The organism is Adhaeribacter radiodurans, from assembly GCF_014075995.1.
Classification (GTDB): Bacteria; Bacteroidota; Bacteroidia; order Cytophagales; family Hymenobacteraceae; genus Adhaeribacter; species Adhaeribacter radiodurans.
Map to the genome: position 1 here is coordinate 5,584,653 of NZ_CP055153.1, position 17,374 is coordinate 5,602,026.

Annotated in this window: 16 protein-coding genes and 2 tRNA genes; 10 read left to right on the forward strand and 8 right to left on the reverse strand. The window is 35.1% G+C overall.

Translation table 11 applies throughout. The features are described 5' to 3' along the window. The first annotated feature begins 8 nt into the window (after positions 1 to 8). A complete protein-coding gene (locus HUW48_RS22215; RefSeq protein WP_182413017.1) occupies positions 9 to 884 on the forward strand; it encodes an IS982 family transposase in 876 nt (291 codons plus the stop codon). A 33-nt stretch (positions 885 to 917) separates the two neighbouring features. On the opposite strand, the gene HUW48_RS22220 is transcribed toward HUW48_RS22215, so the two are convergent. From HUW48_RS22220 to HUW48_RS22230, 3 genes are all read right to left on the reverse strand, one after another. Then, positions 918 to 2,216, reverse strand: a complete 1,299-nt coding sequence (locus HUW48_RS22220) for an alpha/beta fold hydrolase (RefSeq protein ID WP_182413018.1) — start codon at positions 2,214 to 2,216, stop codon at positions 918 to 920. Positions 2,217 to 2,400: 184 nt separating this feature from the next. Further along, positions 2,401 to 3,141, reverse strand: coding sequence for a hypothetical protein (locus HUW48_RS22225; RefSeq protein WP_182413019.1), 741 nt, complete (start codon positions 3,139 to 3,141; stop codon positions 2,401 to 2,403). Positions 3,142 to 3,988: 847 nt separating this feature from the next. After that, positions 3,989 to 4,444 (reverse strand): hypothetical protein, encoded by a 456-nt coding sequence (locus tag HUW48_RS22230; RefSeq protein ID WP_182413020.1) that lies wholly within the window; start codon positions 4,442 to 4,444, stop codon positions 3,989 to 3,991. An 811-nt stretch (positions 4,445 to 5,255) separates the two neighbouring features. On the opposite strand from HUW48_RS22230, the gene HUW48_RS22235 reads away from it, so the two are divergent. From HUW48_RS22235 to HUW48_RS22270, 8 genes are all read left to right on the forward strand, one after another. Further along, positions 5,256 to 5,405 (forward strand): hypothetical protein, encoded by a 150-nt coding sequence (locus tag HUW48_RS22235; protein ID WP_182413021.1) that lies wholly within the window; start codon positions 5,256 to 5,258, stop codon positions 5,403 to 5,405. Positions 5,406 to 5,857: 452 nt separating this feature from the next. Beyond that, on the forward strand, positions 5,858 to 7,093 hold the full coding sequence (locus tag HUW48_RS22240) for a site-specific integrase (protein ID WP_182413022.1): 1,236 nt from the start codon (positions 5,858 to 5,860) through the stop codon (positions 7,091 to 7,093). Between the two features lie 104 nt (positions 7,094 to 7,197). Then, positions 7,198 to 8,082, forward strand: coding sequence for a hypothetical protein (locus HUW48_RS22245; protein ID WP_182413023.1), 885 nt, complete (start codon positions 7,198 to 7,200; stop codon positions 8,080 to 8,082). A 75-nt stretch (positions 8,083 to 8,157) separates the two neighbouring features. Then, positions 8,158 to 8,988, forward strand: a complete 831-nt coding sequence (locus HUW48_RS22250) for a hypothetical protein (RefSeq protein WP_182413024.1) — start codon at positions 8,158 to 8,160, stop codon at positions 8,986 to 8,988. 61 nt (positions 8,989 to 9,049) lie between these two features. After that, positions 9,050 to 9,352 carry a helix-turn-helix domain-containing protein gene (locus HUW48_RS22255; protein ID WP_182413025.1) on the forward strand — a complete coding sequence of 101 codons (303 nt, stop codon included), beginning with the start codon at positions 9,050 to 9,052 and terminating at the stop codon, positions 9,350 to 9,352. A 4-nt stretch (positions 9,353 to 9,356) separates the two neighbouring features. Beyond that, on the forward strand, positions 9,357 to 10,085 hold the full coding sequence (locus tag HUW48_RS22260) for a protein rep (protein WP_182413026.1): 729 nt from the start codon (positions 9,357 to 9,359) through the stop codon (positions 10,083 to 10,085). A gap of 48 nt (positions 10,086 to 10,133) precedes the next feature. Beyond that, positions 10,134 to 10,589: a hypothetical protein gene (locus tag HUW48_RS22265; protein WP_182413027.1), complete on the forward strand. Its 456-nt coding sequence runs from the start codon at positions 10,134 to 10,136 to the stop codon at positions 10,587 to 10,589. Beyond that, a complete protein-coding gene (locus tag HUW48_RS22270; protein WP_182413028.1) occupies positions 10,589 to 10,924 on the forward strand; it encodes a hypothetical protein in 336 nt (111 codons plus the stop codon). Before HUW48_RS22265 ends, HUW48_RS22270 begins: the two co-directional genes overlap by 1 nt. 123 nt (positions 10,925 to 11,047) lie before the next feature. Here HUW48_RS22270 and HUW48_RS22275 read toward each other — a convergent pair whose 3' ends face one another. The 5 genes from HUW48_RS22275 to mutS all read right to left on the reverse strand — a co-directional run bounded on the left by HUW48_RS22275 (position 11,048) and on the right by mutS (position 16,504). Beyond that, complete coding sequence (locus HUW48_RS22275; protein ID WP_182413029.1) at positions 11,048 to 11,674, reverse strand: HEPN domain-containing protein; 627 nt, start codon at positions 11,672 to 11,674, stop codon at positions 11,048 to 11,050. A gap of 9 nt (positions 11,675 to 11,683) precedes the next feature. Next, on the reverse strand, positions 11,684 to 12,853 hold the full coding sequence (locus HUW48_RS22280; RefSeq protein WP_182413030.1) for a DUF262 domain-containing protein: 1,170 nt from the start codon (positions 12,851 to 12,853) through the stop codon (positions 11,684 to 11,686). 230 nt (positions 12,854 to 13,083) lie between these two features. Further along, positions 13,084 to 13,167, reverse strand: a tRNA-Leu gene (locus tag HUW48_RS22285). Positions 13,168 to 13,246: 79 nt separating this feature from the next. Then, a tRNA-Gly gene (locus HUW48_RS22290) sits at positions 13,247 to 13,319 on the reverse strand. Between the two features lie 590 nt (positions 13,320 to 13,909). Beyond that, positions 13,910 to 16,504: a DNA mismatch repair protein MutS gene (gene mutS / locus HUW48_RS22295; protein ID WP_182416485.1), complete on the reverse strand. Its 2,595-nt coding sequence runs from the start codon at positions 16,502 to 16,504 to the stop codon at positions 13,910 to 13,912. A gap of 327 nt (positions 16,505 to 16,831) precedes the next feature. On the opposite strand from mutS, the gene HUW48_RS22300 reads away from it, so the two are divergent. Further along, positions 16,832 to 17,362, forward strand: coding sequence for an RNA methyltransferase (locus HUW48_RS22300; protein ID WP_182413031.1), 531 nt, complete (start codon positions 16,832 to 16,834; stop codon positions 17,360 to 17,362). The last annotated feature ends 12 nt before the right edge of the window (positions 17,363 to 17,374 follow it).

The following is a 17,374-nucleotide window of genomic DNA, read 5'->3' on the forward strand; positions in this document are numbered from 1 at the left end:
GCAAAGCCATGAAAATCATCAAGATTTTTTGCCAAGTACATGATTTCTGGAAAGAGTTTCAAGGAGAATGGGAGAAGAATTTACTAACTACTAAGCGGCGGAACAAAACGTCTCGCTTATGTATGAGTGAAGTGATGACGATTGTGATTCTGTTTTATTTCTCACGCTATCGTACATTCAAAGATTACTATCAAAAGCAGGTGATGAAAAGATACCGCTACTACTTTCCGCATCTGGTTTCTTATAACCGTTTTGTAGAACTCATGCAAGCCTGCACGGTTCCTTTAGCTTTGTTTATGCGCCGGCAAAGACTAGCACAAACCAACGGCGTTGCTTTCATTGATTCTACCGCGTTAGCTGTTTGCCAGAATACACGCATCCTGCAGCATCGGGTATTCTATAGTAAAGCACAACGCGGAAAGACTTCCACGGGCTGGTTCTTTGGTTATAAACTACACTTAGTCATCAATCATCAGGGAGAGATCATCTCTTTTTGCCTCACCCCTGGCAATACTGATGACCGAAAACCAGTAGAACACCTTACTAAAGGCTTGTGGGGCAAACTCTTTGGCGACAAAGGGTACCTAAGCCAAAACCTACAAGAAAAGCTGAAGCACAAAGGCGTCGAACTCATCACTAGGCTCAGAAGCAATATAAAGCCACCAGTTCTTTCAGCGTTTGAAAAGCTGATGCTCCGCAAAAGAGCCTTGATTGAATCGGTCAATGACTTCTTAAAGAACACTTGCCAGATTCAGCATACCCGCCATAGAAGTAAACAAAACTGGCTCGTCAATCTGCTTTCCGGCTTAGCAGCTTATTCTTTCCTGCCGAAAAAGCCTACCCTCAAGTTTAGCTCTAACTTTGTAAAGCTATGGGCCGATTAATCTTACATCGAACTCACGTTATTTAAATTATAGTTATTGATTATACCATGATTTTGTATCAGGCATCTTGAATGGTTTACTAAAGAAGTTATCCATCATAGTCAGAAAAAGTTCTTTGTTCTCCCAGGCTGCCCCATGAGTTGCCCCTGGCAGAATACATAATTGGGATTTTGGTATATGCTGAAATAATTTAAGTGTATGTTCGGGTCGAATAACATCCCTATCACCAGCTACTACCAAAATGGGTGCTTTTATTTTTTTTAGGTTTGAATAAGGGATATTGGGATGTTTCAGCATTAGTATATTCAACTTTATTTCTTGTGCATCTTTACTTTCCTTAACCAATTTTTGACTGTGCGAAATACCCCAGGGAAATATTGCTAAACTATCGGGCTGGATATTAGCACCAAATGCAAGTACTTTCTTAACTTTCTGGGGATAGTTCATAGCTAAAATCAATCCCAGAATAGCCCCGTCACTCTGCCCCCATATAAGAGCCGAATCTGTTTTTAACTGCTCCAAAAGGCCATTTACATCAGCAGCCATTTGTTCATAGGTGAGTGCTGCCTCCGTATCCGTAGACTTGCCTTGCGCCCGACTATCCACAGCAATTACTTTATATTTTTTAATTAAGTCATCGTAAAACAATGCGGCATTTTCTATTGAACCGCCATTACCGTGTAAAACAAGTAAAGGAGTACCTTGCCCATACACTTCATAATAAAGTTTTATACCGTTAACGTTAGCATATTTCCCAACTTTGTTATTAATGCCATAGGTTGGAACATTGGCCCCTTCTATTACCAGTGATTTTGTCCCTTGGGCTTTTTGCCCGCTTATTAGAGTTGCCTTGTAAAGTTTATTTCCAGTTTGGCCCTGGTGTAATGTATTTTTACCGTTTTCAAAGTCAGCGGTAAATACATTTTCCCATTTACCTTTTTTAATTTCTACATCCAATCTTAAATCATCATAGTAAAACTTACCATTGTAAGTATTCAGGGTACCGAAAGCGATGGAAGTACCTCCTGAATCAATTTTACCTTCGATGGAATATTTTTTCCACTCCTTGCTGCGAATGGGTCTTTTATCCATATTATCGAAAAACCCCATTCCAGTTTGTTTGTCTACTCTGGCCCAAAGTCGGGCAGCAGCACTATCATCTACTACTTCCGCCCGCACCAGTGCATTGAACCGAAAGCGAAGTCCTTGATACTGTTTAACATCAAGATGAGTAAAATAGGGAGCCCAGGTATCTTGGCCGTTAACAGCTGAACCAATTAAACAAAACCAGGCACAAAGTATATTTATAATAACTGTTTTATTTGTTTTCATGATTTAAGCTGTTAGTGAGTAAAATTATTCCCTGGTAGTAGACTGTCAGGAAGCTATAGTTTAAAAGACATTATACCTGTTCAACTTTTGCATTTATTTATTTAAATTAGATATCTATAATCTCCCCTAATAAGGATGCCTTATTAGGGGAGATTATAGAAAAATCAACAAATCTTTTAAAACTTTATTCAACCACATGAATAGTATAGTTCACCATATTTGAAAACTCGTATTTAAACCTTCTTAAATCAAAATTACCTCCTACAGTTAAAGTATGAGTACCAAGAGTCAAAGGAATCTTTGCCCAATATCCATCCGCATAAACAACACTTAAACTTTTAAAGTCTTCTAAACATTGATTGGACTCAAAAAAATAACTTGGATCAACATGGAAATTAAATAATCCTGAATTGGTCCTGGCATCTTTTTGCTTAGTTGATAAAAGAGAAACATCATCCCAAAGTAGAGTTAAATCTTTGGGACCATTTAAACCTTCTTTGAACTGACTTTGAAAATATGCTTCGGGATTGTTTGGATAAGATCCGGGAATACATTGGTTAAAAAAACCGGTTAGTACTACCAATGGAACAAACACAAATTGGTATTGGCTTAAACTGATAGTAACAGTTCTAGTAACTGGTTCAGGAGAAGATCCTCCCCCAAGCATGAAAACGCCGCTTGTAAAAGGTTGATTAAGATCCTGCAAACTACCATTTGGGTCAAGAAAGGGGGCTACTGAGCTATTTCTACCATAAACCCATTCAGCCCAACTTCGGATTAATGTTTGTATTTCTTGCTTGTTTACTTTTGCTGTCCTAATATCAGCAGAAGTACTAACCAAAGATTGTTTAGGTTCAACAACAGCTTCTTTATCACAGCTTAATAGAATAAAGGCTGCACCAATAACTACAAATAACTTTTTCATAAATGATTGGTTTTAAAAGTAAAACAAAGTGAATGTATAAGTGCAATATTCTGCGATGGTAAAAAAAACCGGCTAACAACTTAGAAAGCTCTAGTTGTTTTTGAGAGGGAATCTGAAGCAAAAGACTTTCTTGCCCTTTTCTAATCTATAGCCGTCAAGGAAAAAGATATGAGGTGATCTAAAAGGCAAAAAGTTAAAATGACAATTTAGAGCTATAATTATCCTCCATTTTAATCATTTTTGTTCATTGGCATTTGGACCTAAGAATACCAACAAGCTATTAGGGTAAAGGTGAATGAATAAACTCAAAACAAGAATTCAGGTTTGGGATAAAAGCAGAACTACAAAAAACGGCGAGGGTCAGTAAAAGACGAATGGCTAAACCAACAAATGCTAATTTAAAGATTCCTTCATACCTAATATATTTAAAAGCTGTAGGTTTTATCGGTTAAAGTAAAAAGTATATTTGAATAATACTAGACTATTTGGTTTTTCTTTTTTGTAGGACATTAAATTTTAGAATTAATATAGGTAAGATTGATAATGACAGGTGGGAAGGATTTTAGAATTATTCTATAAAATGTGGGATAGTGGCTTTTACAAAGTTAAGAGAACTCAACGGCTCCTTCAGAACTAGTAAACTAAGAGAAAAGCAGGAAATGGCTGATTGCATTCGCTGGAGCTTTGCTTCTATGCCACTAAGTCTAAGAAAAGAACTTGCTAGGATGATTTAAACAAATACCAATCATTATTCAAAAAAGAATAATCCTTAAGGTTCTAGGTTATTTTAATACCAAAATTTTTCAATATTTATGCCTTAAAAGGTAATCACGTCTTTTGATTAAACTTAAATCTCAATCCATTTTTTAGGTATTTTTAGATTATTTACAGTTGTTAATTTAATTAATTGCTCCTTATAGGATATATTGTCAGGATTTTTAAAAAATTTATGTAAAGTGTCGTAAAGTCCATAAGGCGGATAGCTTTGACTAAACACATCGCTTAAATGAGAAACTATCTCTTTATCCAATCCCATAACATATATAAAATCTTTAATAAACTCTCTATTACTTATCTTATTTGCTCTATCAAGATCACTAGTAATATGAATAACCCTGATTAGCCAAATAGGCTTTATGTAAGTTTTAAATTCTTGTAACCTTTCACCCAAAGGCAAAAAGCTATTATTTACTTTATATAATTTGTACCAACGATAAAACAAACTCAATTGCACATCGTCTAATTCCTTCGCTGGAATCAATTTAAATTTTATTATGGATATAAATAGATCAAAATTACCCATAGAGTAATCTTGAAAAATCCATTCTATGTAAGCCCTCCTAACAAACTTTTTTCTTTTAATGTTTAGGTAAACCTTCCAGGAAAAGCTTGAACGATTTCATATAAAATTTTTAAGTTTTCTTCTCTCAAATAAAAATTAAGACATTCACCTGCTATATCTTCAATACCCAATAAAGCATTAAAAAATGATACCCTTTGTTGAAGGGGCCTATTAGAATCTCTTAAAATATTCTTTACATTCCCTAAAAAAATTCGATATTTTGTAAATCTATTGCTTTAGGAATTTTTTTTATTAAAAACTCATAACTAGCCCATTTTCTGTTGAATTCAAATCAAAGTATTCTTTAATTTTATTGAAAATACCTTGCTGAGATCCTATAATTGCAACCTTGGGCAGGTTACTTTCTAAAAACAACCAAAATGATTCTATGTGTGAGTTATGGATTTTATTTTTTTTAGAATGGGCTGCATCATTTCTTCTGTTTTTCCAATAGGTATACTGTTGTTTAATATCCTCACTGAGTTCAAAAATAACTTTGCCTAGTTGGCCACAGGGGATAATACTAGAAGAAAGATAGTGATCCCATTCATCTCCTTTACCAATTTTGATTTTTAAATTAGACCAATGTTGGTTTATTAAACCATTGGGCTCTGAAGCTATTATATTCTATTCTTTAATATTAATTGAAATCCAGTAAAAGTAAGAATCATCGAGCCTCTATATGCACCAGCCTTATAACAAATAATAGATTCTCTTAAAACATTAATTGCCAATTCTGGTAAATTCTTTTGGTCTTCTAACCAATCCTCAAATGGAAGCTTCATTGCATATTCAGTTATATTTAAAACTTTTTAAACCTATTGTTCAAACTCTATTTTCAGAATTACCTATTATTAAAAAAGGACCAGTAAAAAAAGGACCAGTAGTAGATGAGTATTATACTACCAGTTCTATGATTTAAAAGGATGGTTTTGGTTTAAGAATTTCATTAAGCTATAAGCAGGAACTAACCAAAATATATAAAAATAATTGTATACTATCTTGAGAACAAGTTAGAAGGTTATATTTTAATTCTTAATAGAAAAACTTTTATTTTGTTACTCATTAGTTACTTAGAATGCGAAAGGCCTTGCAAGTTATTGACTTACAAGGCCTTTCGCATTCTAAAAAGTACCAGGGGCGGGACTACCATACTTCTTTAACTTACTTAAATCCTTTTAAATTTCATGCATTTAAGCCATATTTGAGGGGTTCTTAAACTCACTTCAGTGAGTTTAAGTCATTTTTAACTATAAAAATGACACCAAATCTGCCACCTATTTTGATCTTTTTAAAACCTATTACACGATACTTACCTTTCATCAAAATAGTGCAGGTGATTTTTTTTAACCTTTAATAACCTCTTCCCCCACTATGGCAAGTATTAACTTTACCCTTAACCACCAGAAGAAAGACTCCAAAGGGCTTATTCCGGTTTGGATGGTTTTAAACTTTAATGGCATTCGGATACGAAAAGCAACCAAGGCCAAGCTTAAGGAAAAACACTGGATAGAAAAGGCTCAGCGGATAAAACCACCATTAAAAGGCGAACCTTATAATAATCATGCTGAATTTAATACTATCCTAGATAGTACGGAGAAGAAGGTTCAAGACATCTTTAATCATGCATTACTAAATGGAATACCATTAACCAAAGAATATGTAGAAAGCCAGCTAAACAACAAGTTTAGCGCACAACCTAAGGCTAAAGATTTTTTTACCTGTTTTAAGGAGTTTATTGAGGCGAACAAGCCTCTTAAAGCGAAAAGAACAATAATGGGCTACGTTACTACTATAAACTTCTTGAAGGGCTTCCAAAATGATTCAAATCTTCCTATCCGATTCGACAATGTAACGCTTGACTGGTTTGATAAATTACGTACTTATGCCTTTAAGGAGAAGCAAGTAAAAGATAACTACTTTTCTACTTTAATAAACAGGTTAAAAGCATTTTTAGGATGGGCTGCTGATAGAGGGTATAACGAAAACCAAGCTTATAAGAAATTCTCAACTATTGAACGTGAAGGAGATATTATCTGCCTTTACGAAAAAGAACTATTTCAGCTTTATGAATTTGAATTTAATAGTAAAAGGCTTGAACAGGTTAGAGACGTTTATTGCTTTGGTTGCTTTACCGGCTTAAGGTTTTCCGATTTATTCGATTTAGGAAGAGAGCATATTAAAAATGGGGAAATCCAGAAAACCATAATTAAGACAAGGCAATTTCAAAAGATTCCTTTAAATGATTTTGCTTTAGCGATACTGAACAAATACCAAGATTACCCTAATCCCCTTCCTATAATCTCCGCTCAAAAATTTAACTCTTATATAAAGGAAGTTTGCAAACTGGCTGGCATAGATGAATTAATAACTGTTACCTCTTATTCTGGAGGAAAAGCGATTGAAAAAACAGTACCTAAGTATGAACTTATAACCTCTCACACTGCTCGGAAAACTTTTACAACAAACTCCTTAATCTTTGGCTTAAATGAATCAATAGTAAAAAAGATTACTGGCCATAAAAAAGATAAAAATTTTCAGCGATATGTAAAATTCGCGGATGAATACTTAAAGGAAGAGTCGAATAATGCTTGGAACAATAGAAAATGATTGTTTAACAAAATAATTCTATTTAAATATATATTAATAATGAAAATGTTGCACATATTTTGCATTATATATATTAGGATTTTAAAATTAAAGTATTTGTATAGATGATCTATTTAACCAAAGCAAAAATATTATCAGTTCTAAAAAACATTAATGGGAAAGAGGTTCAAAGCCCAACAAAGAACCACTTTAAGAAAAAGTATTTTTACCTCAACAAAACAAATATAGATAATATCACTACTTTTTATCTTTTTTTTAAAGATCCCAAAAGGTTTATTGAAAATGAACTAGTGCAATGGAAAGAAACTGATACTTTTATATATGAATTTCCTCCTGCTTTTCATAAAACTCCAGAATGTAAATACTTACAGTCCAGGTTTGAAAATATATACATTCCTCAAAAAGTTAGGGAAAAGAAAATAGTTAAAGAACTCAAGATATGGGGAAATGAAAATAAAACACTTTTCCAAGTTGATAGAAAAACATATATAGAAAAATGCATTAAGTATTTTAACCTAAAATATCCTGATTTAAATTTAGACACTTCTGATTTTGATGAAGTAATTAAGGAAAACTCTGGAGTCGAATCATTTGAAAATTTCACTTTAGAGGAACTAAAAGAGTTAATAGAAAAATATCTTGATGATGCTAAAAAATATTTTGAAGAAGAGCAAAAGATGAAGGTGTTAGAACATTTCAAAGAGAAATCCTTCCTCAAGTTTTCTAGAGCTCCTATTAGATACAATCCCACTGATTTAGATGATTATGAGGTTAAGAAGATTCTAAATGAAATTGATATAAAATTCATTAAACCTATAAATGAAATAATTATTCAAATATGTGTTAAAGAATTCTTGGATAAAAAGGAATTTGATTTAACTATACTTGAAGCTTTAAATTTTAGAAATTGCAAAAGCTGTTTCAGCGACTTTAACAGGGAAATAGAATCTAAATCCAAAGTTCACTTTATTGATAAGGTAAAGATTTAAAGTGTAACACCTTTGTCTTAGTTCTGTATATTAGTAGTTTAAGCCTCATTGCATAGAACTCAAATGAATATTCAGATGACAAAGAATGTTGTTACATTTATTCTTAATCATGGTAGAAGGATTTTTAACATCAATAAACTTGAAGGTAAACCAGAACTTGTTCAAGGAAAGATCTTATTAATGTGGGCGGATTTAGTAAGTTATTCCTTTTTTCTTAATATAAATCCAAATCAGATTAATGATGGAGTAAAACAATTAATAAAGATTGAAATAGCTTATTTACAAAAAGCTAATGATTTTTTAAACTCCCTTATTGAGTTTAGTCCTTTTGGACGAAGGGAGAACAAATTGCAAAAAATTTATAATCAGCTAATCCAAGAAAGGTTAGTTAAAATACTTGATTTAAGCCATCCAGCCATAATTAACTACAAGGAGTTTATTTCCCAAAAACCTGAATATGATAAAGAACTTATAGAAGAATCTTGGATAAAAACTTTTGATTTAGATAATAAAACAAAACTAAAATATTCTGCTGATCCAAAGTACTTAATCAATGGATTTACTTATTTAATAAGGATTGGTGTTATTGAGTTAGATGACATAGAATCTTTTGTTTATGCAAACTTTAACTTTTCCAATAGATACAAATTGCCTAATTTTACTAAAGAATATAACTTTAATTGGAAAGGAAAAGTAAAAAATAGTTTCCCTCAATTATTAGGACAGTTGAAAGAAAGAAGAAATATAACTTCTACTTATGAGGAAATTGTTGACTTCGTACTTCAATATATTAAAATAGCAAGAGATAGCGCATATCAATACGCTACTCAGAAGCAAAAACTTAGTAAAAATAATCTTCTTGATTATAAGCCATTTACCCCTGACTCTCGCTACCAAATTTACTAACCCCCCTATATTTATACATTAATCTATTTAACCTTTCGGCTATAATCAAAATTTATAGCTAATGGAACAACTTATTTTAATCCCTTTAAGGCTAAAGGACTTCAAGCAAATTATTAAAGATTGTATTGCTGAAACTAGCTTAATTCAACCTCAACAAGAGAAAGAAATCCCTAATGACAAGCTTACCCAAAAAGAAGCGGCTTCTCAGCTTGGTATAAGTGAGGCTACTTTAATTGATTGGAAAAAGAAAGGGTTAATACCTTATCACCAATTACCCAAAACCAGACGAGTTTTTTTTCTTAAATCAGAACTCAAACTGGTTACCTCCCAAAATCCCCAACTTCTAAAAGCTGCAAGGAGGTAACGTTATGGAAACCAATAAAAAACCATCTAAAAAGCCATGTGCATCCTCTAAACCTGCTCCGAATGTAATTCCAACAAAAGTAGTCAAAACTGGGTTTAAGGATTCTTTAAAATCTAACAATCAGGAAAAGTGTAAAAGCGTACCTAGCCCTGATTGTTCCCCTAAAAAGGTTTCTCTTGATAAATTAGAAATAACTTCGGAATTAGGTTCCGAAGTTATTGTGTTTGATAGAAGTTGTGAGTACAACAGGGAGAAACTAACTAAGAGAGCCAGGGCGAAATTTTTCAATAATAATATAGCAATTGCTTTAGCTAACTTAAAAACTTCTTTAAAGGATAAATATTGGGATACCTTTCATTGCTCCCATAGGATTATAGTTAGTGGCACAGAGGCAAAATCTAAATTTTGTAAAAATAGATGGTGCTTAATCTGTAACAGAATCCGAACTGCTCAACTTATCCAGAAGTACGGTCTTACCTTAGATTCTTGGAAGGAAAAGGTATTTCTTACGCTTACGGTTAAAAACTGTACTGCCGAAAAGTTGAAAGATACTTTAGATAAAATGCATAAGTATTTTACTGAAATCAAAGATTCAGAAAGAAAAGCAGGTCGGAACCTAATAGGTATAAGAAAACTGGAAATAACTTATAATAGAACCGAAAATACCTATCACCCTCATTTCCATTTTGTCCTTGAAAGTGGCTTATCTGCTGAGAGCATAATTGAAAAATGAATTTTCAAGTTTAATGAAGGAGTTTGCAAGCAAACTTTAAAAAGCCTAATGACTTGCATCCAGAATAAAGTAAATAGTGGCATTTCCAAAAGTAAGTATATCCAGTTAGAGGAATTTAGGGAGTTCAGAAAACAACTAACTGCAGATCCACAATTCCAAGATTTCAAGAAAGCTGATGAGAAATCTGTAAAGGAGCTTTTTAAATACTTTACTAAACTCACTTCTAATTCTTCAAAAGATAAATTTATTACGCCGGCTGCACTAGATACTATTTTTCAAAATCTTACCAATAGACGAGCATTCCAGCCTTTTGGGTTTGTTGCCCATCAAGAGATGAAACCCTCAGAAAACAAAACAAATGATAAAACAGAAGCTTGGGTAGATGAAGTAGAATTTGAATGGATGGAAAATTTTTCCAATTGGGTAAATACTCAAACTGGCGAAATACTTTCTGACTTTCAGCCAAGTGAATGTGATTTAAAAAGAAAAGGAGCAGTAAAGTAATGGATTCAATATATGTCTATAAAGATCACTTAGTATATAACCCTTCTAATCTATTATTTACCATTGTTCAGGATTCTATTAGATTTGAGCGTTTTAAAATAATAGCAATCTATTTGGAAGGAGATTATATAGGAACGTATAGGATTGTTGAAAAAGAGGTATTTTCAGTAGGAGAACTCTCAAAAATGCTTTCATACTTAATTTTCGGTTCTTTGCTTTCTTTAGGAATAAAAAGCTTAAAAGACTTAAGAATAAAAGGGAGATTGTCAGATAAAACCAAAATGGCATTTGTTTGTCTACAATTTATCGAGTACCAAAAAAAATACTCACACTAATTAAGTCTAGGTAATTTAGATAATAAAAAAAGGTCTAAGAATTGAATGGCTAAGTAAGTTGTTCAATTCTTAGACCTTTTTAATAAGTCTTACTGAAACCGTAACTATAAAAGATCTAAATGGTTATGCTAGAACCGTTATTGCCCTATTTTTTAATTCTTTACACATTTCTAAACAATCAGACACTATTGTGTTTGCTTCTTCAGGTTCCAAGCTTTGTTGTACACGACCTTGCTCTAAAAACTTATGAGCATAAGCCCCCCTTGCATTAGCTAGTTTTTCTAATGAATTTGTCCAGTTTACATTTTCTGGAATATCTATAGACACAGGCATTAATAATTTCCGCAAATATTTTGAAGATACCCCATGATTATTAAAGATTTCTTGTGAAAAGGTAGCCTTCAAATCATTTAATATTCTTCTATTATAATCAAAAACCTTTTCAACTGTCGGCTCTAAATCCTTTTCTAAATAATTAGAATAATTTCCCTTAAAATGCATTAATGTTATTAAAGGTTTAGAAACTCTTGATTCAGTTAAATACCTTTTTATACATTTTGACATTACTTGTAGGGAAATTATTTCTACAAATTCCTCAAAAGCAGCATGGCAAAGAATACAATAAGATTTTACATCTAGATCGTATTCATCTGGTGAAGCTAAAGAATTTTCTAAATGAGCATTAATAAATTTTGATTTAATTCCATTGATGTATTCTTCCAACTGATTAAAAACTTCATTAAAGTCCATATAATTACACTACTTGAATGGATTGATATTTATTTCTTTTCCAAATGAGGTGTTAATAAGACTTTCAAACTTACTATAGCGAATTTTGTAGCTTTCAATCGTTTTTGTAGTTGATTCTATAGAACTTCTAAATTCTGGATCTCCGACACACAATCTTCTAAAATCATTCACAAATGTATTTTCTGGATTTATAACATTAGCCTCCATCTTAGAAAAATAAAAAATTTGAACCTCAAAAAGAACTCTATTAAATCGAGATTCAAAACCATCAGCCGTTGCCTTTCTACCTATTTTTTTATAATCCCCAAAAAGAATTTTAAGAAATTCAATACTTTTGTTAATGCTGATATATACTTGACTAATATCTCTATTCAATTCAGCCCAATTATCATTTATTAATGCCATTTTTTCATCAAGAAACTTTTTCAAGTTACCTTGATAGGAAGAAGAATATAAACAGAATGCAAAAAGTCTTAATAATATTTCTGTGTCTCTAAGTCTTTTATCAGGACCTTCAAGATTTAAAACAGAATGAAGTGGTTGTTTTGTATCTGTAACACTAACTAGGTAGTTAGAAAATTCACCTCTATTAAGTACTTGCCGTAGCTCTTGAGTTGAAAGAGGCACAGAACCTGAATTTAACCGATAAAATATATCATATAAAATATCATTTTTCTTAAAATTCGTAATTATTGTACAACGTAATGATGCATTATGGAATTCTCTTAGCTCATTTGAGAGGCTTGCTTCACTTTCCATGTCATTATATGTTACATTATTTAAGTCGGAACGAATCTTTAATAATACAAGCTTAGGCTTAACCCAATATTCGTACGCTTCATGTTCAACGAATCCTGCTAAGGTTAGAAGTCGCTGCTTCCCATCTATAACAATAAATGATTTTTTCTTTTTGGGATCTTCTGCAAGAACTATTTCGGGTATAGGATACCCTATTAAAATTGATTCAATTAATTTACTTCTTTTTTCATCTGTCCATGCATTTCTTCTTTGGAACTTAGGATTAAGATCTATATTTCCATTTTTTATTTGAGAGCATATTGTCTCAATTGTCCAATCTCTAGAATAAACAACAATATCTGCAGGATTAAATTCTTCAATATCTTCTGCAATTTCCTGATTGTCCCTTAATATCTCTTCTTCGAAATCTTCTTCTGCCATATTTAAATTTATTATTATAAATCTTTATAAAATTGGTTTTCAATTACCAAAGCACAGGTAAAAGGTAACTATAATAAATAAACTATTCAAAATATAAGTTTTAGCAATTACTTAGGCAGGATTGAAAGGACTGAAGTTTACCTTTCCGAATTTTAAATAAAAGTGACACCAAATCTGACACCTAAAAAAGTAAAAACCCTTGCAAATCAGAGACTTACAAGGGTTTAAAGTACCAGGGGCGGGACTTGAACCCGCACGTCCTAATGGACACAAGATTTTAAGTCTTGCGTGTCTACCAGTTTCACCACCCCGGCATGGACGGCTTGCGCCGGTCCAATTCTATAAAGAAAAGACGTTGCGGGCGCAACGTCTCTTGAAGGATTTCTTCTTTCGAGCGAAAGACGGGGTTCGAACCCGCGACCTCGACCTTGGCAAGGTCGCGCTCTACCAACTGAGCTACTTTCGCTTTTCTGATTCGTTTTATTGAATTAGTGATGCAAATTTAAGCACTAATTTTCATTTGTCAAGTACCAAATTAAAAAAAATTTACTAATCCCTTCTTCTTCCTGATTATCAGCTTCATTATTTCTTATTTAACGCAACAAAACAGGTAATTAATCAGAAAAACGCTCACGAAACAATTTTAATTTGGTTCCGGTAACAAGAAAACTGACGAAAAGAACCTGTTTTTAAATTTTGCCTTACCAGAGTCAACCACCCCTGCCCTCCTAATCTTAGGAAGGGAGTTTTTTAAATAAACCTTCCCCTAAGTAATAAATTTATTTTATAGGAAAAAAGTTACAGATAATTTTACCAGTTTTTGGTTTTAGGCCCTTTTAGCGTTCCGGTGGGGCGAAGCCACAGTTCCGCAGCGGAGCGAGGAAAGGTTCGCTAAACCGCCCTAAAAGCAAAAACGAGGCCCGCCAGCCTTGAGGCCATACCATAGCGCTTGTAGAAAGTAATTACTCCCCAAAGCCCCGCCAAGCAGGTTCAGATACAGAACTACTCAAAATAATCACCTTTTAAAAGTAAAAATTTAAACTTCGGAAGAAAAAACTACTTCTTACCCGGTACTTGCTGCTCGTCTACCAGCATTTTCAGTTCGTTTAATTTTAATAAAGCTTCTACCGGCGTAATGGTATTAATGTCTAGTTTTTGGAAAATTTCACGCAGGCGCACCATGGCCGGATCATTCAACTCAAACATGTTCAATTGGTATTGCTGTTTAGGCAGATTTTTTAAATTTTGATCAGGATTCTGCCGGATTTTATCTTCTTCTAGGTGGTGCATAATGGTGCTGGCACGCAGAACCACGGTGTTAGGCATACCCGCCATTTGCGCCACATGAATCCCGAAGCTATGTTCGCTCCCACCGGGTTTAAGCTGGCGCATAAACAATATTTTACCTCCGGTTTCTTTTACACTCACGTTAAAATTGCGCACCCGCGGTAGTTCTTCGGCCAGTTGGTTTAGTTCGTGGTAATGGGTAGCAAACAAAGTTTTGGCGCGGGATTTCGGGTGGTTGTGCAGGTGCTCCACAATGGCCCAGGCAATAGAAATACCGTCGTAGGTGCTGGTACCCCGACCAATTTCGTCCATTAAAACTAAACTGCGCTCTGATAAATTATTTAAAATACTGGCGGTTTCGGTCATTTCCACCATAAAAGTACTCTCGCCCCGGCTTAAATTATCCGAAGCACCTACCCGGGTAAATATTTTATCGATAATGCCCACTTCGGCTGCTTCAGCGGGTACAAAAGACCCAATTTGCGCCATGAGCACGATTAAAGCCGTTTGGCGCAGCAAGGCACTCTTACCGGCCATGTTCGGACCGGTAATAATGGCAATTTGCTGCTCGTCGGTATCCAGGAAAATATCGTTGGGAATATAGCTTTCGCCGGGCGGTAACTGCCGCTCAATCACCGGATGACGCCCTTTTTTTATATTTAAGGCATTTAAATCATTTACCTGGGGCTTCACATACTTATAACTCACGGCAGCGCAGGCAAAAGAAGCCAGGCAATCTATTACTCCTAAAACGCGGGCATTCTGCTGAATCTGACCCACGTATTCGGTGGTACTAACCACCAGTTCGTTGAACAATTGCTGCTCAATGGTAAAAATCCGTTCTTCGGCGTGCAGAATTTTTTCTTCGTAAGTTTTTAGTTCTTCGGTAATGTAGCGCTCGGCATTTACTAAAGTCTGTTTGCGAATCCATTCTTTGGGCACTTTGTCTTTGTGGGCGTGCGTTACTTCCAGGTAATACCCAAAAACTTTGTTGTAGGCAATTTTAAGCGAGGTAATACCAGTATTTTTAACTTCGCGCTGCTGCAATTGCAGTAAGTAATCTTTACCCGAAAAAGCAATTGCCCGTAAATCGTCCAGCTCGGCGTGAATGCCCGGATTGATAATGTTACCCAGGTTAGTCAACATGGGTGCATCCGGTTTTATTTTTTGTTTGATCTCTTCCCGGATCTCGTCGCAAAAAGTTAATTGATCGGCTAGTTTTTTTAAAGCCGGAATTTGACTAAAGCCCAGTAATTCTTTGATCGGCACGGTCGCTTCCAGAGCTTTGCTCAGTTGCAGCATTTCGCGCGGGTTAATCCGTTTTACCGCCACTTTCGAGATTAACCGTTCCAGGTCATTTATCTGTTTCAGATAATGGATAATGTCCTGTAAAAGGTCGTTGTTGTTAATTAAAGCTTCTACCGTATCCAGGCGCCTTTGAATTTGCGATACTTCTTTTAACGGTAAAACCACCCATTTTTTAAGCAGTCGGGCGCCCATGGGAGTAACCGTTTTATCCAGAATCTGAATCAGCGGAACGCCTTCGGTATGCTGCGGAAAAATAAGCTCCAGGTTGCGGATGGTAAACTTATCGAGCCACACGTATTTATCTTCTTCGAGTCGCGAAATAGTGCGGATGTGGCTGATATCGTGGTGCTGGGTTTCCGATAAATAATGCAGAATGCAGCCGGCCGCAATAATTCCTTCCCGTAAAGTGTCAATTCCAAAACCTTTTAACGAAGTAGTACCAAAATGCCGCAGTAAACTCTCGTACGCGAAATCGTAGCCAAAAACCCATTCATCGAGAGCGTACTGGCAAAAATCCGGACCGAAGGACAGGTAAAACTCTTCCTTCATTTTTTTGCAGAAAAGCACTTCCGCCGGGGCAAAGCTTTGCAGTAATTTCCCGATATAAGGCCGGTCGCCTTGCGCCGTAATAAACTCGCCGGTAGAAATATCCAGGAAAGCAATGCCAGTTTCGTTTTTAGTAAAATGCACGGCGGCCAGGTAATTATTGCTTTTTCTTTCGAGTACCTGGTCGTTAAACGATACGCCGGGCGTTACTAATTCCGTTACGCCGCGCTTCACAATACCTTTTACTGACTTGGGATCTTCGAGCTGGTCGCAGATGGCTACGCGTTCGCCGGCCCGGACCAGTTTGGGCAAATACGTATCCATAGAATGATGCGGAAAACCGGCTAAAGCTGTTTCAGAAGTAGAGCCGGCTCCGCGCTTGGTAAGTACGATATCCAGGATTTTGCTGGCTTTAACGGCATCGTCGCCAAAAGTTTCGTAGAAATCGCCTACCCGGAAAAGCAACAAGGCTCCGGGATGCTTCGCCTTAATGGCGTAATACTGTTTCATTAAAGGCGTTACAGAAATATCGGCTGTGGTACTCAAAATATAATTGCTTAAGCTATTTAAAATAAATTTACTAAATGCCCCGGTTTAACCGCTAAGTGCAGGTAATTCTGGCTTTCTGGCCAAAGCTCCCGCGAGTAGCAATTTTAACTTATTTTAAATTTAAGCTAAATTTGTGGTTTAAATGTACCTGGGGCGTTCTCCTGAATATTCCGGAAGCAGTTTTAAAAAATTAGTTGTAAAAAGCTACCTGTAAACTTGCTGCCGGAAGACTTAAAACAAAATTAAACAATTGAGGCACGCCTTACCGCATCTAGCATCCCAAATTTTATGCGTAAATTAAAAATGGAAGAACTCAACCGGGTATCGGTGGAAGAGTTTAAAGAACAGGAAAAATTACCCATTGTATTAGTTCTGGATAATGTGCGCTCGCTGCACAACGTCGGGTCAACTTTCCGGACTGCCGATGCATTTGCCGTGAGCAAAATTTATCTTTGCGGCATTACGGGTACGCCGCCTAACAAAGAAATTAATAAAACTGCTTTAGGTGCCACCGAATCCGTAGACTGGGAACACACGACCCAAACCGCCGATTTAGCCAAAAGATTAAAAGCTGAAGGTTACCAGATAATTGCCATTGAACAAGCCGATCGCAGCGTTTCTTTAGCCGATTTTAAGCCAACAGACAATCAAAAATACGCTCTGGTATTTGGCAACGAAGTATTTGGCGTGGAAGACGACGTAATGGAATTGGCTGATGCTGTGATTGAAATTCCGCAGTTCGGTACCAAACACTCGCTTAATATTTCGGTAGCCGTAGGCGTGGTAGTTTGGGATTTCCTGAGTAAGCTGCGTAGTTAATATTCAATTTTT

Bases quoted from the DNA above. Each gene is read 5' to 3' on its own strand.
- HUW48_RS22215 (WP_182413017.1), top strand. From the start codon at position 9: ATGAAAATCATCAAGATTTTTTGCCAAGTACATGATTTCTGGAAAGAG.
- HUW48_RS22220 (WP_182413018.1), bottom strand. From the start codon at position 2,216: ATGAAAACAAATAAAACAGTTATTATAAATATACTTTGTGCCTGGTTT.
- HUW48_RS22225 (WP_182413019.1), bottom strand. From the start codon at position 3,141: ATGAAAAAGTTATTTGTAGTTATTGGTGCAGCCTTTATTCTATTAAGC.
- HUW48_RS22230 (WP_182413020.1), bottom strand. From the start codon at position 4,444: ATGGGTAATTTTGATCTATTTATATCCATAATAAAATTTAAATTGATT.
- HUW48_RS22235 (WP_182413021.1), top strand. From the start codon at position 5,256: ATGGAAGCTTCATTGCATATTCAGTTATATTTAAAACTTTTTAAACCT.
- HUW48_RS22240 (WP_182413022.1), top strand. From the start codon at position 5,858: ATGGCAAGTATTAACTTTACCCTTAACCACCAGAAGAAAGACTCCAAA.
- HUW48_RS22245 (WP_182413023.1), top strand. From the start codon at position 7,198: ATGATCTATTTAACCAAAGCAAAAATATTATCAGTTCTAAAAAACATT.
- HUW48_RS22250 (WP_182413024.1), top strand. From the start codon at position 8,158: ATGACAAAGAATGTTGTTACATTTATTCTTAATCATGGTAGAAGGATT.
- HUW48_RS22255 (WP_182413025.1), top strand. From the start codon at position 9,050: ATGGAACAACTTATTTTAATCCCTTTAAGGCTAAAGGACTTCAAGCAA.
- HUW48_RS22260 (WP_182413026.1), top strand. From the start codon at position 9,357: ATGGAAACCAATAAAAAACCATCTAAAAAGCCATGTGCATCCTCTAAA.
- HUW48_RS22265 (WP_182413027.1), top strand. From the start codon at position 10,134: ATGACTTGCATCCAGAATAAAGTAAATAGTGGCATTTCCAAAAGTAAG.
- HUW48_RS22270 (WP_182413028.1), top strand. From the start codon at position 10,589: ATGGATTCAATATATGTCTATAAAGATCACTTAGTATATAACCCTTCT.
- HUW48_RS22275 (WP_182413029.1), bottom strand. From the start codon at position 11,674: ATGGACTTTAATGAAGTTTTTAATCAGTTGGAAGAATACATCAATGGA.
- HUW48_RS22280 (WP_182413030.1), bottom strand. From the start codon at position 12,853: ATGGCAGAAGAAGATTTCGAAGAAGAGATATTAAGGGACAATCAGGAA.
- mutS (WP_182416485.1), bottom strand. From the start codon at position 16,504: ATGAAACAGTATTACGCCATTAAGGCGAAGCATCCCGGAGCCTTGTTG.
- HUW48_RS22300 (WP_182413031.1), top strand. From the start codon at position 16,832: ATGCGTAAATTAAAAATGGAAGAACTCAACCGGGTATCGGTGGAAGAG.